Raw genomic sequence first — 14495 nt, forward strand, 5'->3', positions numbered from 1 at the left:
GTGCATCAGTGGAAAGTGTCGCACTCTTTATGAGTGCGTGGATTGAAATATCGAAGGGTTTGTTAATTAGTAGGTGAGAAGTAGTCGCACTCTTTATGAGTGCGTGGATTGAAATTGTATAAACATCTATGTCAAACTTACCGTCACTGTCGCACTCTTTATGAGTGCGTGGATTGAAATATCTTCCACAGCTGATGTACTTTCCCATGAATCAGTCGCACTCTTTATGAGTGCGTGGATTGAAATTTCAGCGTGGCAATTAGCGCATAATAACACAATGTGTCGCACTCTTTATGAGTGCGTGGATTGAAATTCCACATCGGTTAAGTTGCTTATAATATTTGCATCGTCGCACTCTTTATGAGTGCGTGGATTGAAATTTGCTCTACGTTGTATTGTGCTAACATGGCGATAACGTCGCACTCTTTATGAGTGCGTGGATTGAAATACCGTTAGTGACACAACTTGGCTATCATCTCGCCGTCGCACTCTTTATGAGTGCGTGGATTGAAATCTGTGTCCGCTGTTCCTGTGTCCGCTGTTCCTGTGTCGCACTCTTTATGAGTGCGTGGATTGAAATTAAAAAGGATGAGCGCGAATTAGACTGGAACGATGGTCGCACTCTTTATGAGTGCGTGGATTGAAATCAGTAAATCAGGTACGATGTCAGTCGCCATCATTCGTCGCACTCTTTATGAGTGCGTGGATTGAAATGCTAACGTTGTAGACGAAAATAACGTACATTGCAGGTCGCACTCTTTATGAGTGCGTGGATTGAAATATTATTACTCAGACCGTCAACATCACTTAATTCAGTCGCACTCTTTATGAGTGCGTGGATTGAAATTTTCAAATGTCCGTGTGTTTGTTCGTTTGTATAATGTCGCACTCTTTATGAGTGCGTGGATTGAAATTCTCGCATTGTCAAAGCTGTCAGCATCTCCAATTAGTCGCACTCTTTATGAGTGCGTGGATTGAAATTGCAATGCTTCTTGTTGTTTTTCTTGCTCCGTCTGTCGCACTCTTTATGAGTGCGTGGATTGAAATCATTATCAATTTGTCACTCACTGCTGATCGAATTATGTCGCACTCTTTATGAGTGCGTGGATTGAAATCTTGTTCTTTAGTGACCCGTATATGCTTATCATAGGTCGCACTCTTTATGAGTGCGTGGATTGAAATAAGAACCTACTTAAATCGTAACGCTCCTTCTGCGTCGCACTCTTTATGAGTGCGTGGATTGAAATGTCGATCGATTACCAAGTGGTGCCACTGTTCCGACGTCGCACTCTTTATGAGTGCGTGGATTGAAATGTTAAAAGAAGGAATGGTCATACACCACATCGACGTCGCACTCTTTATGAGTGCGTGGATTGAAATAAAATAAACGGTTGTTAATGAACCCTCTGCAAGTGTCGCACTCTTTATGAGTGCGTGGATTGAAATTTTATCTAAAGCATGTTGAGTTTTGATTGTGTTGTAGTCGCACTCTTTATGAGTGCGTGTGGATTGAAATCCTAGCGTGTTTAGGGGGGGACTGTCTAAGGGTGTAGTCGCACTCTAATAGTTAAAATAAAAATACATATTGGTAATAACAGAGTCGCTGTTATCAATGTTAAAAGGAGGCCATATGCGTACAGAAAAAACAATGCTTGAAACGATCACAGGTTATGCGAAGAACGATGCACGTATTCGTGCGGTGTATATGAATGGCTCACGGACAAATCCTAATGTACCAAAAGATATATTTCAAGATTTTGATATTGTGTATGTAGTAGAGGAGACGAAGCCTTTTATAGAAGATAAGCGGTGGTTAAAGGTGTTTGGGGAGATTTTAATCATGCAAGAGCCTGATTGGTTAGATAAAGGGCTAGGGAGAAGCGTTGATTTCTCTAGTCGGTATGCCTATTTAATGCTGTTTACTGATGGGAATCGGATTGATCTAAGTTTGCAATCGATTAAGGCGATGAAGCAAGTGTATGGACAAGATCGCTTAACGATACCTTTGTTAGATAAGGATAATATTCTTCCTTCTATTCCACCGCCGACTGATGAAGATTATTACATTCAACGCCCGTCAGAAGGTCAATATAATAGTTGCACGAATGATTTTTGGTGGTGCCTGCAAAATGTGGCGAAGGGACTATGGCGGAAAGAACTGCCTTATGTGAAAGGGATGTTTGAAGAAACGATCAGGTATCGAGTGGATTGTATGGTAAATTGGTGGATTGGCGTTCATTATGGTTATCAATTGTCAACAGGGAAGTATGGGAAATATATAAAACGATACTTACCAGAATCATATTGGCAATTATATAAAAAGACATTTTCCAATGCGGAAGATGAAATGATGTGGGAATCTGTTTTTGTAAGCTGTGACTTGTTTCGATCGTTAGCTCGAGATGTTGGGGTTCACTTCGGGTATGTGTATCCAGAAGAAAATGATCATCATATGATGATGTATTTACAAAGAGTACGAGAATTACCTGCTGATGCGGAAGACATTTTATGAATTTATAGTTATAGGAAGGACCACGTTTCAATCGAGCGTGGTTTTTTGTTGAATAAAAATAAATTAAAATGTATATTTATAATAAAACTATTCTATGTGAGGTGCCCGATGAACGTAAATCCGGAAGTGTCGAATTTCGATCTATATGTACAAGAGTTAGATTGCTGTAATTATTTACATGAGGATATTCAAGCGAAAATAGCTGAGCTGTTTTCTAGTATCAAATCGGATGTAGAAAAGGCTAAGGTCGCTTTTGAGTTTGTTAGGGATGAAATTGATCATTCATGGGACATTCAAGCTACGGATGTGACATGTCGAGCATCAGAAGTATTAGAGCAAAAGCACGGAATGTGCTTTGCTAAATCGAACTTGTTAGCTGCGCTATTAAGAGGAGCTGGAATTCCGACAGGCTTTTGCTATCAAAGGTTAATGCTTTTTGATACACCAGAGGAAGGCTATAGTCTACATGGCTTTAATGCTGTTTATTTGCAATCGTTGGATCGTTGGGTACGGATTGATGCACGTGGAAATAAAAAAGGTGTTCAGGCGGAGTTTTCTCTTGGTGAAGAAAGATTAGCTTTCCCTGTTCGTCGAGAGTACGGTGAACAGGATGATCCGGTTATTTATGTACGTCCTCATGCAAGAGTGATTGCGGCATTGGAGGATGACGATAACCTTATTGAATTGTATCGAAATCATCTGCCTGATCGGTTGTGAGGATTCCAATGTTGCGAAATGAGTGCAATGGTGAACAGCATAGACGATTTAACCGAGAAAGACAAAATCGTGGGGCACCAAAAAAGTTTGGCTATTACCTTTTTTGGTGTCCTTTATCACTATGTCTTCTCGGTTCTTATTTTAATAAATAAGAGAGCATAAAGTTTGTATTCAGATCAACTCAATCAATTACGCACGACTCAATTAAGGAACAGGAGGTTGCTTTTCAAGGAGCTTCATAAAGGTGTTCTTATAGTAAATAAGTAAATAAACATGAAGTAAAAGAAGAGCAATGGCTAATGGAAGTAGAGAATGATCAAGAAATACATGAAGTAAGACAATATTTGCTATGATTGGAGCTAATAAGGCTACAGCAAGTGGTACAAAGCGATTACATAAAAGTAAGACACCACAAATAACCTCAAGTGTTTTTTCGGCAACGAGTAAATATTGAAATTCAAATAGGGCCATTGCCTCGGGACTAGTAGGGATGAAAGGATCGAACTGTAGAATAACAAAATAACCATTGATGCCAGCTCCTAAGAAGATAACACCTAACAGAATTCTAGACACATGAAAAAGAAGATGCTTCAATTTAAACACCGCCTTGTTAGAATAGGTTAGGTAAATTATACCATTTAGATAAGGGTTCGTGTTTATTTTTTTAAAAGGGTAAAAATCCGTAAATCCTCCATCATGTTCCTGTCATAGTGAATGGTCAAGTTATTTTGTAAGCGTTACAATAACAACAAACAAGCAGAACAATAGGGAGGGTTATATTCATGGGCTTTGAGAAACAAGCTGCTCGAACGTCACTTTCGTTAAACGGCACATGGGGGTTTTGCTTAGACCCTAACGATGATCGATCCATTGAAGATATTCCTTTTGAACAAGGTCACACGATTCAAGTACCCGGTTCATGGGAGGAGCAAGGCTATGGGGAAGTAAGTGAGCATGAGCCGTTAGGAACGTGGAAAAAAGAAAGAGAATATATCGGCAAGACTTGGTATTGGATTGAGGTCGATTCGTCTAAGCTCGTGAGTGATCAGCACCACTATCTAGTACTATCTGGTGTTCATTGGTTTACGGATGTATGGTTGGATGGGGAGTTTGTAGGAAAAGGGGAAGGTCTTGTAACGGATCAACGGTTTGATCTGACGTCGTTTATTGAGTATGGCAAAGTTCAAACGCTTGTGATTTCAATAGATAATCGTCTGCATATTCCTTTAATGGAGAGTCATATTCACTCGTATCACACAGCAACGAATTGGGGGGGAATTACGGGTGGAGTAGTCATTGAGAGCTTACCTGTCACTCATTTGGAGCGTGTTTCCTTTTACCCAGAAAAGGAAGTTTGTTCTTGGCGTATGCGAGCTGAAATTCGTAATGCCAAAACGGGAGATTGTCAGTTATCGGTCGTCATTAGGGAGAATAGCGGAGAAGTGATGAAAGTGGTTGAAACAGACATCGAACTTCAACCATCTCATTCGTTGGTTGAAGTAGAGTTCGACTTGAGCTTGAACGAATTGGATTTAACACTTTGGTCAGATCGTTCTCCAGCTTTGTATGATGTTGAATGTTCGCTTTATCAAGAGGGCTCAGTGATTGATTGCATTAAAAAGAGGATTGGAGTACGCCACTTTCAGACGGAGGGGCATCATTTTTTATTAAACGATCAGCCAGTTTTTTTGAGTGGATATGTCGATTGTTGTGTGTTTCCATTAACGGGGTATCCTGTTTGGGACAAAGCTCATTATGTGGAGCAATTCAAAATCGCGAAGGAGCATGGCTTTAATCATGTTCGCTTGCATGGTTGGTCAGCACCAAAGCCTTTTTGGGAGGCAGCAGATGAAGAGGGGATGCTTGTGCAAACCGAGCTTCCTCATTGGTCATTTCATTATCTTGATCGGAGTGTGAAACCACCAGAGGATGTACAGTCATTTTTCAAAAGAGAGCTCGTTCGGATGTTGGAATTGTTGAATGAGCACCCTTCGTTTGTCATGCTATCGCTTGGGAATGAGTTAATTGATGCTAGCGGTCATGAGGAGCTAAATGAATTAGTCGAGCTTGCTCGTTCGATCGATTCCTCGCGTATTTATACTGATAATACAGGGTTTGGACAGCTGCCGGCACATGATCGTCAAGGGGATTTTTATATTCAGTCATTAAATTGGCATCCACCTTATGAATTAGAATACGCAGGTACACCGAATACGACTGAGGATTATCGTGAATTGCCAAGCTAACTAAGAAGCCTGTTATTGGACATGAGCACGGTCAGTTTACGATGTACATTGATCCAAGTATTGAAGAGAAGTTCACTGGACATTTAAAGTCAGCGTGGCTTGATTCGTTTAAGCAATCTCTCGAGGCAAAAGGGTGGGAGCAACGAGTTGAGCAGTTTAAGCAGGTGACGGGCGTGCATATGGTACGTTCCTATAAGGAAATTATGGAAAGGGCACGACGTACGTCGAAGCTAGCTGGGATTCAGCTATTAGATATTCGTGACTTTCCTGGTCAAGGGCATGCAACAACAGGAGTATTAGATGTGTTTTGGGATCGTAAAGGTGTAATTGAGCCAAAGGAGTTTAAGCAGTTTAATGATGCACGTGTCCTGCTTATGCGAACTGATCGCCGAACGTTTTATGGAGGAGAAGAGTTAGAGGCTACATTGGAGCTTTCCAACTTTGGTGCTAGAATTGATCAAGGTGTTCTTAAGTGGGAAATCCATGATGGGGAAACGCTTTTAAGTCAAGGAGAGCAATCCGTATCCTCTCTTGAAGCAGGTATGATTCATGCATTTGAAACAGTTCGTATGACAGCAGTAGAGGATCGACCAGTTCAGTATTTACTATCTGTCACGTTTGAATACGCTGGAATAAAACTAGAAAATGAGTGGGATTTCTGGTCCTACCCACGAAAGCCTTTACCTATAGGTACAGAACAGATTTGGACGAATATGAAAGAGCTGAATTCCTTATTATATGGGGCAACGTACGGTGAGTTAATTGGGATTGAAGAGCGTAGTTATAAGAAGGAAGACGCTCGATTGGCGATTACAGAATATTTGTCGCGTGATGTGTTGCAGTTTTTATTAGATGGTGGTTCGGTATGGTTAATGGCAAAGCCGGGTAATCAATATGATGAAGTGCATACGAAATATTTGCCGGTCTTTTGGAACTTTCTTTGGTTTCCGACTCAAGCCAGTACGACAATGGGGATGATTGTGAATGAGCATCCTGTATTCAATCATTTTCCACATGATGGGATGTCCAATTGGCAATGGTATCATCTTGTCGATCAGACAGCAGCCCTATGTCTAGACAATGTTCCGCAAGTTGCGCCGATCGTTGAGGTCGTTGATAATTTCCACCGAATGAAAAGATTAGCCTATGCATTTGAAGCGAAAGTCGGTAAAGGGAAGTTATTTGTCTCTAGCTTTCGAACGTATGCAACGAATGACTTGAAACGTCCGGAAAATAGTTATCTGTTCCAAATGATATTAAATTATGTCTTAAGCGAATCGTTTCAACCTAATGCGCAGCTGACGGTTGGTGAAATCGTTCGAATGTGTAAAGTGAATGGACAGACGGTCACTTGAGGGCGGGGGTGAGAGCCTGTTCTCTAACGCTGCTTGAGGTTCCTCATTCCTCTATTCTTTCTGTATTTCAGTTTTTCACGACGTTACGGCTTCTTCATGCCTCTATTTAGGCATTTATGCCTCATTTCACGCGATTTTTGCTTGAATAGGGGCAGGGGGATTCCCTTTCCGTCTTGTGCTGCGATTTTTTCTCTAATTAGGGGCACGAGAATGCCATATGGGCGTGCGCTCTTTCACGACGACACAGAGTTACGGGTGAATACGAGAGTCAGTTGCATGTGGTTCCTTCATCGCATTCTGAAAGTCCGCAAAGAGGCTCCCTTCGTGCTCGCTCAAGCTTGGACTTTTCTTTGACGGAAACTATTGTTTTGCGCCTTAGCCTTTTAGCGTCATTCTATAGTCACTGGGCGATTGACCGATGATTTTTTTGAACATGCGTGAAAAATAATAAGGGTCCTTAAAGCCAATGTCGGAGGCGACCTCCTTGATGCTTAACGCGGTTAAATCGAGTAGCTGACAGGCGCGTTGGATCTTTAATCTTAAGAAATAATCAATCGGCGGAAAGCCTGTTGCTTCTTTAAAAATATGATTAAGGTGTTGCTTTGAGAGCTGCACCTTTTTTGCTATCTCTTCAAGTGATATCGACGTATGAAGATGATTTTCCATGAATAGAATCGCTTCTTCTATATAAGCAGTTTTGCGTTCGGTATCATGTGATTGATACGTATTCATAGCTATCGTACTGAGCAAGTAACGAATTGTTTGAGTGAGATGAAGGTGATGCTCGACTGAATACGGCTTATGTGAGATGAAATCATAGCATTGATTGAACAATTGAATGAACAGCGAGCCTTCTTTGTAGGAAATGGCAATCGGCTTGCGAGAAAGGTTCAATTCAAGTGCTAATGTAGAAATACTGTCTCCTTTTATATGAAACCAATAAATGCTCCATGGATTCCGTTCATCGGCAAAATAAGTATGAGCTGTATGAGCCGGTAAAAAGAAAAATGTGTGAGGCTTTATGTGAATGATATCGTCATGTTTTAATTGAATCCACCCTTCTCCTGCAGAGCAGTAGATCATAATATGGGAAGGGCATCCTCTTTCTCGTTTCCGATAATGATGAGTCGCATCTGGAAAGTAACCGATATCACTCATATAGCCTTCTTTGAGAAGTGCATGCTTATGTAAGTCGTCCTCGATATATTCAGGTAAAATGTATAGCTTTTCTGCAGCGAATCCATCAGCCTTTTTCATATGATCCTCCATATTTGAAAAAATAAATGATAGTATCTCTACTAGTATAGCAAACCTTAGACTAGATCAAAACCGAATATTCTCCATTACATTCCGCATTTGCTCAATGGCTTCTGCCTATGGACATATGTACGCTTATGTTAAGACAAGGGAGAGGGGCTGCTAGTGAATGGACAAAGTTGAACATGTAAAAGTGTGGACCGAAAACCGAGAGATTCCTACTTATAAGACAGGAAAGCCAGAGAAAAATCCAATGTTTCTAGAAAAACGAGTGTACCAAGGAAGCTCAGGGAAGGTATATCCGTATCCAGTTATCGATAAAATTGAGGATGAAAAAGAGTTAAAAATGTATCAACTCGTTATTTTGGAAAATGAGTACATTCGGATTGAGCTTATGCCTGAAATTGGTGGGCGAATTTATCGAGCACTCGATAAAACAAACGACTATGATTTCGTCTATTACAATCGGGTCATTAAACCTGCACTTGTTGGCTTAGCGGGACCATGGATTTCGGGAGGAATTGAATTTAATTGGCCACAGCATCATCGACCGAATACATTTGGTCCAGTTGATTATCAAATGAGTGAAAATGAGGATGGAAGCGCAACGGTCTGGATGAGTGAAATTGACCGGATGTACGGAACGAAGATGACAGCAGGATTTACGCTACATCGTGATAAAGCCTATTTACAAATTGACGTGCAGCTATACAATCGAACATCGATGCCACAGACGTTTCTTTGGTGGGCGAATCCAGCTGTAGCAGTTAATGATCATACACAATCCGTATTTCCACCAGATGTAAATGCTGTCTTTGATCATGGGAAGAGAGATGTATCGAGGTTTCCAATTGCAACAGGTGAATACTACAAAATGGATTATTCTGCAGGTGTTGATATTTCCAAGTATAAGAACATACCTGTTCCTACCTCATATATGGCATATAAATCAGAGTATGATTTTGTCGGAGGCTATGATCATCAAGTACGTGGAGGACTGCTACATGTAGCTAACCATTATCTTTCTCCTGGTAAGAAGCAATGGACGTGGGGGAATGGAGAGTTTGGTCAAGCATGGGATCGACAGCTAACTGACGAGGATGGACCGTACATTGAATTAATGACCGGTGTCTTTACGGACAATCAACCGGACTTTACGTGGCTTCACCCGTATGAAACCAAAACATTTACGCAATATTTTATGCCTTACAAAGAAATCGGTCTAGTGAAAAATGCGACGAAGGATGCCGCAGTAAATATGGAGTTCGATGAGCAGAAAGGAAAAGCGATCATTGGTGTATACGCGACATCGCTAGTTGAAAAGGCAACGGTGAAGGTGATAGGTAAGGAGCAGACATATAGTGAAGAGGAATGCGCGTTGTCTCCAAATGATGTCTATCATTTGGAAGTTCAATTGAATGGAAATGAGCAGCCTCATGACATTCTCGTTGAAGTAAAGGACGGTAAAGGAAAGAAGCTCGTTTCCTATCAGCCTCAAAAGCCAGCATTAGAGGAAATTCCTAAAGCTGCTAAACCGTTACCTGTGCCAGATCAATTGAAAACAACGGAGGAGCTCTATCTTGCCGGCTTGCACCTTGAGCAATATCGCCATGCGACATTTGAACCTGAGGCTTATTACAAAGAGGGTTTGAAACGTGATGCGAAGGATATTCGTCTAAACATTGCCTATGGGCTGCTGTTGCTACGTAGAGGCTTGTTCGCAGAAAGTGAGCGTTACTTCCGCCAAGCGGTTCAATCATTAACGTGGAAAAATACGAATCCTTACGATAGTGAAGCGTACTATCAGTTAGGGTTGAGTTTAAAGCTACAAGGGAGGCTTGATGAGGCCTTTGCCAATCTATATAAAGCTGTTTGGTCGGCGTTATGGCAGGATAGTAGTTACTTCACTTTGGCCCAAATTGCGACAGAACGTCAGTCTTATGAGGAAGCATTAGAACTTATTGATCGTTCACTTTCAAGAAATGTGTATCATATGAAAGCACGCATGTTAAAAGCAGCTCTGTTACGTAAGACGGGGCAATTGAATCAGGCATTACATGAATGTAGGCAATCGCTTCAGCTAGATGCAATGGATTTTGGCGCGTATTTTGAGCAAGTCTTCATTCTTGAGGAGCAAAGAGAGCAGGAGGAAGCACGAAGCTTATGGAATACAATAGTGGAGCTGATGAGAGCAGAACCGCGCTCATTCCTTTATACGGCGAATGATTATATGGAATGCGGGCTGTATGAAGAAGCAAAAAAGATTTTGGCTAGAATTGTGAACTTCTCAAACGAGCCTATGATTCCTTATACGTTAGCTTATATTTCTAAGAGGACAGGTCAAACGGAAGAGTCGCAACGTTGGCATAAGAAGGCTTATGAGCTTGACGTATCGACATGCTTTCCAAACACATTGCAAGATGCTCTTGTGCTAGCTGATGTTCTCAAGGATCATCCTGAAGATGAAAAAGCCCATTATTATTTCGGCAACTTACTTTATGATAAGAAGCGTTATGATGAAGCGATTAACCATTGGGAAAAGGCAAGAGATCTTGCACCATCATTTGCCACACCTCATCGGAATTTAGCGTTAGCTTACTACAACAAGCGTCATGAACCAAATCTTTCCCTTGCCTCATTACAGCAGGCTTTTGCGTGTGAGCCTAGTGATGCGCGTGTGTTCTACGAGCTTGATCAGCTAAAGAAAAAGGTCGGAATGTATCCGAAAGAACGACTATCGTTAATGAACAAGCATGCTGAGTTAGTTAAACGACGAGATGATCTATATATTGAGTATGTGACATTACTAAATATGACAGAGCAATACGAGCTAGCGATTAAGTGTTTATTGTCGCGAATCTTTCATCCGTGGGAAGGCGGTGAAGGGAAAGTGACAGGGCAATATGTCTATGCTCATGTCGAAATCGGGAAGATGTATTTGAAGAAGGGGGCTCACTCACAAGCGATCGACGTGTTGAAAAAGGCGTTGTATTATCCAGAAAATCTTGGAGAAGGGAAGCTTCATGGGGCACAAGAAAATGATATATTTTATTATTTAGGTTGTGCTTATGAAGGAAATGGGCAAGGCGATCTCGCAACGCAATGCTTTGAGGCTGCTTCAAAAGGAATAGAAGAGCCAGCAAGTGCAATGTATTATAATGATCAGCCACCAGAGATGATTTTTTATCAAGGGTTAGCTTGGAAGAAGCTGAACAACGAGCATGAGGCCAATAGGAGATTCCACACGTTAATTGACTATGCGGAAAGACATTATTTCGATGATGTGAAAATTGATTACTTTGCTGTATCCTTACCTGATTTTCTTGTGTTTGATGAAGATTTAGTGAAAAGGAATCAAATTCACTGCCATTTTATACGCGGTCTAGGGTTGTTAGGTTTGAGTAACAAAGAGGCAGCTATAACAGAGTTCCATCAAGTATTGGTATTAGATCCGAATCATCAAGGAGCGACTTTGCATCTTACCATTTGTCAAGAGGAGGGCTGGCATGCGTGAATATACGGTTGATGTAAAAGCGGCGAAGAAAAATATTTATCAAGCAGAGTTAGACGTGGAAGGGACGGCACCAAATGGTGATCGGTTGTCGTTAACGAATTATTACCTTGAAAAAAATGGCCAGCCTTTCTTCGGTATCTCGGGGGAATTTCACTTTAGTCGTTATGATGACCAAAAGTGGGAAGATGAGTTAATTAAAATGAAAATGGCTGGGATTACGATTGTTCCGACATATGTGTTTTGGAATCATCATGAAGAGGAGCAAGGTGTGTATGAATGGTCAGATCAGAAAGATGTCAGGCGGTTTGTGGAATTGTGTCAGAAGCATGATCTCTATGTGATCCTAAGAATTGGTCCATTTGCTCATGGTGAAGCAAGAAATGGTGGAATGCCTGATTGGTTATTTGGAAGGCCATTTGAATTACGCTCAAATGATGAGGAGTATGTAGCGTTTGTTGAACGGTTTTATACCGAAATTGCTGAGCAGATCGATGGACTTCTATTTGAGCAAGGTGGTCCGATTATCGGTACGCAAATTGAAAATGAATATGAGCATGCAGGAGCGCCTTGGGAGATCACGACAGGTACGGCCCAAGAATGGGTTTCAGCAGGGAAAGATGGCGCTACTCATATTAAGGTGTTAAAGGACTTAGCGATAAAGGTCGGTATTAAGACGCCGCTCTATACAGCTACTGGCTGGGGAGGGCAGCTGCCCCAGCTCATGATGTATTGCCGTTGTGGGGGGATATGCGTTTTGGCCATGGATTTTCTATGGGGATGCGACCGAGCACCCGGCTACCTCAGAATATGTCTATCGAAGCTTCCATGAGGACGGGATGACGTATGAGGCGTTTACACCGAAGTATCCTGCTAGCAGTCTTCCGTATGCTTGCTGTGAAATGGGCGGTGGAATGACTGTTTTCTATAAATATCGTTTTCAATTGCCTTATGAAAGTGTCGATGCAATGGCGAATATGAAGGTTGCAGGTGGCTGTAATTTCGTTGGATATTATGTCTTTCACGGTGGGTCTCATCCAAAAGGTAAGAAAACAGCCTTCTTAAATGAAACAGCCACACCGAAAATATCGTACGATTATCAAGCACCAATAGGGGAGTTTGGTCAAGTACGAGAATCATATAAACGACTGAAGCGTCAGCATTATTTATATCAGGAATGTGAGCAAACTTTAACGAAAATGAAAACCGTGTTGCCAGAAAATGCAGAGCAGATTACTCCGACAGATGTCGATACGTTACGATATGCGGTGAGAGCAGATGGTCATCGTGGTTTTCTGTTTATTAATAATTACCAGGATCATGTGAAATTGAAACATCAAGAGAATTTTGCAATAGTATTAGAGCTTGAGGAAAAACGAATTCGTGTACCGCAACAAGGGACAATGTCGTTGGAAAAAGGAGAGTCATGCATTCTGCCGTTTCATTTATCTTTATCAGGTTGCACGCTCCTGTATGCAACTACTCAATATATGACACAGGTTGAGTATGAAGAAGAAGTGTATCATTTCTTCTTTACCCCAAAAGGGATGTCACCTGAGTATTCTGTTGATAAAAAGGGGATAGTCGCGGTGTATACGGATGCAAAGGTAGTGAATGGTAAGGCTGCGTATGTCATTAAGGGAGAAGAGCTCATGAATCATCCAGTTGTGTTGGAATGTGAGGGTGGTAAGAGAGTACACGTATGCACACTCACACATGAGGAGTCATTGGATTTCTGGAAAGTTAGCCTCGATGGGCAGGAGAGAGCGATCGTAACCAACGCAGGCGTCTTAGTTGACCAAAATCGGTTTCGTTTAGAATGTCAAGGCCAGTCACCATTTGAATTGAAAGCATTCCCAGCATTCCGTGATACGATTTCAAGTCGGGAACATCAGATTGTACACTTAGGGCAGAGTGGAATCTTTCATACGTATCGATGTACGCTGAGTGAGCAGGTAGTTGAATGCGAAGTGGATCAAGTGAGTGATGCAAAAGTGAAGGTGCGTGTCCCTAATGTGGCCTTTGAAGGTGTGAAGGAATTGCTTCTGAATGTCGATTATGAGGGAGATATCGGTTATGCATTTATCGACGGGGAGTTGATTCATGATAACTTTTGTAACGAGGCGACTTGGCAAATCGGTTTATCGACACACGAAGAAGCGATTAAGGAAAAAGGAATGTATCTCTATATTTCACCATTGAAGGGAGATAGCTATGTACAGAGTGATTCCCCAATGGCTGCACGCTCTGAAGTTGCACGAAGGCAGGTTGCAAAGATTAAGTCCGTCTGGCTATCTTCAGTCGTTGAGATGAAGCTTGTTGATTATTAGACCTTGTGCGACATGTGCTCCTCGTTCCTCTATCCACTCTGTATTTCACTTTTTATTGTCGTTACGGTCTCCTCATTCCTCTATTCCGGGTTGTATTCCTTCTTTTGTCCTTGTTTAGCTCAAATAGCAGAATGAGGAATCCTTTTTCTTCTCAGGAAGCAGTTTTTTTCTGATTTAGGGGCAAGAGGATTCCCTTTGTTTTTTGTACGCACCTTCCTTTCGCTCCAGTGGACAGAGAAAAGAAGGTGTAGGTCAATCGCTGCCCTCACTTTCATAAAAAAGTAAAGCGTTGTCACTTTTCTGTGCAACTAAAAAAAGATCGCTACCGCGGTTTTTCTTAAGTTAGTAGGCATGACCATGGTCAGTCTCTTCAAGTACGCTCTTCGGATGGAGGTACACCCTTCGAAGTCCGTTGAACTCACGAACTGACATCAGCGGACGTCAGCTTGCTTTTTTCCTAAGGTTACTGAAAAGTTTGGTTGGGAAGTTGCAATTTTTTACAAGTAAAGTTCAATCATTTTACACCGATATTATAAGAGAGTGATAGAATGATAGATGAATAGATTA

9 protein-coding genes and 1 CRISPR repeat array (1 of these 10 only partly in view) are annotated in these 14495 nt (G+C 41.5%); of the genes, 7 read left to right on the forward strand and 2 right to left on the reverse strand.

Annotated elements, in window-relative coordinates; all coding sequences use genetic code 11:
* A CRISPR array of direct repeats spans nt 1–1446; the repeat unit is 32 nt; unit sequence GTCGCACTCTTTATGAGTGCGTGGATTGAAAT; it begins 1912 nt to the left of the window's first position.
* Nucleotides 1447–1630: 184 nt separating this feature from the next.
* Both JCM9152_RS00480 and JCM9152_RS00485 read left to right on the forward strand, forming a co-directional pair.
* Nucleotides 1631–2512: an aminoglycoside 6-adenylyltransferase gene (locus JCM9152_RS00480; protein ID WP_035339720.1), complete on the forward strand. Its 882-nt coding sequence runs from the start codon at nt 1631–1633 to the stop codon at nt 2510–2512.
* A 108-nt stretch (nt 2513–2620) separates the two neighbouring features.
* Nucleotides 2621–3229 (forward strand): transglutaminase-like domain-containing protein, encoded by a 609-nt coding sequence (locus tag JCM9152_RS00485; protein ID WP_035339721.1) that lies wholly within the window; start codon nt 2621–2623, stop codon nt 3227–3229.
* Between the two features lie 204 nt (nt 3230–3433).
* Here the strand turns inward: JCM9152_RS00485 and JCM9152_RS00490 are convergent, their stop codons facing one another.
* Complete coding sequence (locus tag JCM9152_RS00490) at nt 3434–3823, reverse strand: DoxX family membrane protein (RefSeq protein WP_035339723.1); 390 nt, start codon at nt 3821–3823, stop codon at nt 3434–3436.
* A gap of 188 nt (nt 3824–4011) precedes the next feature.
* Here JCM9152_RS00490 and JCM9152_RS00495 point away from each other — a divergent pair, with 188 nt between their 5' ends.
* Together JCM9152_RS00495 and JCM9152_RS00500 are read left to right on the forward strand one after the other, a co-directional pair.
* A complete protein-coding gene (locus JCM9152_RS00495; protein ID WP_052015419.1) occupies nt 4012–5475 on the forward strand; it encodes a glycoside hydrolase family 2 protein in 1464 nt (487 codons plus the stop codon).
* Nucleotides 5476–5516: 41 nt separating this feature from the next.
* Nucleotides 5517–6830, forward strand: a complete 1314-nt coding sequence (locus JCM9152_RS00500; RefSeq protein WP_035339725.1) for a DUF8487 domain-containing protein — start codon at nt 5517–5519, stop codon at nt 6828–6830.
* 375 nt (nt 6831–7205) lie between these two features.
* Here JCM9152_RS00500 and JCM9152_RS00505 read toward each other — a convergent pair whose 3' ends face one another.
* The gene (locus JCM9152_RS00505) at nt 7206–8087 is read right to left on the reverse strand and encodes an AraC family transcriptional regulator (RefSeq protein ID WP_035339727.1); all 882 of its coding nucleotides are present in this window, start codon (nt 8085–8087) and stop codon (nt 7206–7208) included.
* Between the two features lie 169 nt (nt 8088–8256).
* Here JCM9152_RS00505 and JCM9152_RS00510 point away from each other — a divergent pair, with 169 nt between their 5' ends.
* Genes JCM9152_RS00510 through JCM9152_RS23025 form a run of 3 tightly spaced genes read left to right on the forward strand, consistent with a single transcriptional unit; the run spans nt 8257 to nt 13928 of the window.
* The gene (locus JCM9152_RS00510) at nt 8257–11601 is read left to right on the forward strand and encodes a tetratricopeptide repeat protein (protein WP_035339728.1); all 3345 of its coding nucleotides are present in this window, start codon (nt 8257–8259) and stop codon (nt 11599–11601) included.
* Nucleotides 11594–12430, forward strand: a complete 837-nt coding sequence (locus JCM9152_RS23020; RefSeq protein ID WP_052015421.1) for a beta-galactosidase — start codon at nt 11594–11596, stop codon at nt 12428–12430. Before JCM9152_RS00510 ends, JCM9152_RS23020 begins: the two co-directional genes overlap by 8 nt.
* Nucleotides 12339–13928 (forward strand): beta-galactosidase, encoded by a 1590-nt coding sequence (locus JCM9152_RS23025; RefSeq protein ID WP_268870702.1) that lies wholly within the window; start codon nt 12339–12341, stop codon nt 13926–13928. The genes JCM9152_RS23020 and JCM9152_RS23025 overlap by 92 nt, the downstream gene beginning before the upstream one ends.
* The last annotated feature ends 567 nt before the right edge of the window (nt 13929–14495 follow it).

Source organism: Halalkalibacter hemicellulosilyticusJCM 9152 (assembly GCF_000513115.1).
In the GTDB taxonomy this organism is placed as follows: Bacteria; Bacillota; Bacilli; order Bacillales; family Bacillaceae_D; genus Halalkalibacter; species Halalkalibacter hemicellulosilyticus.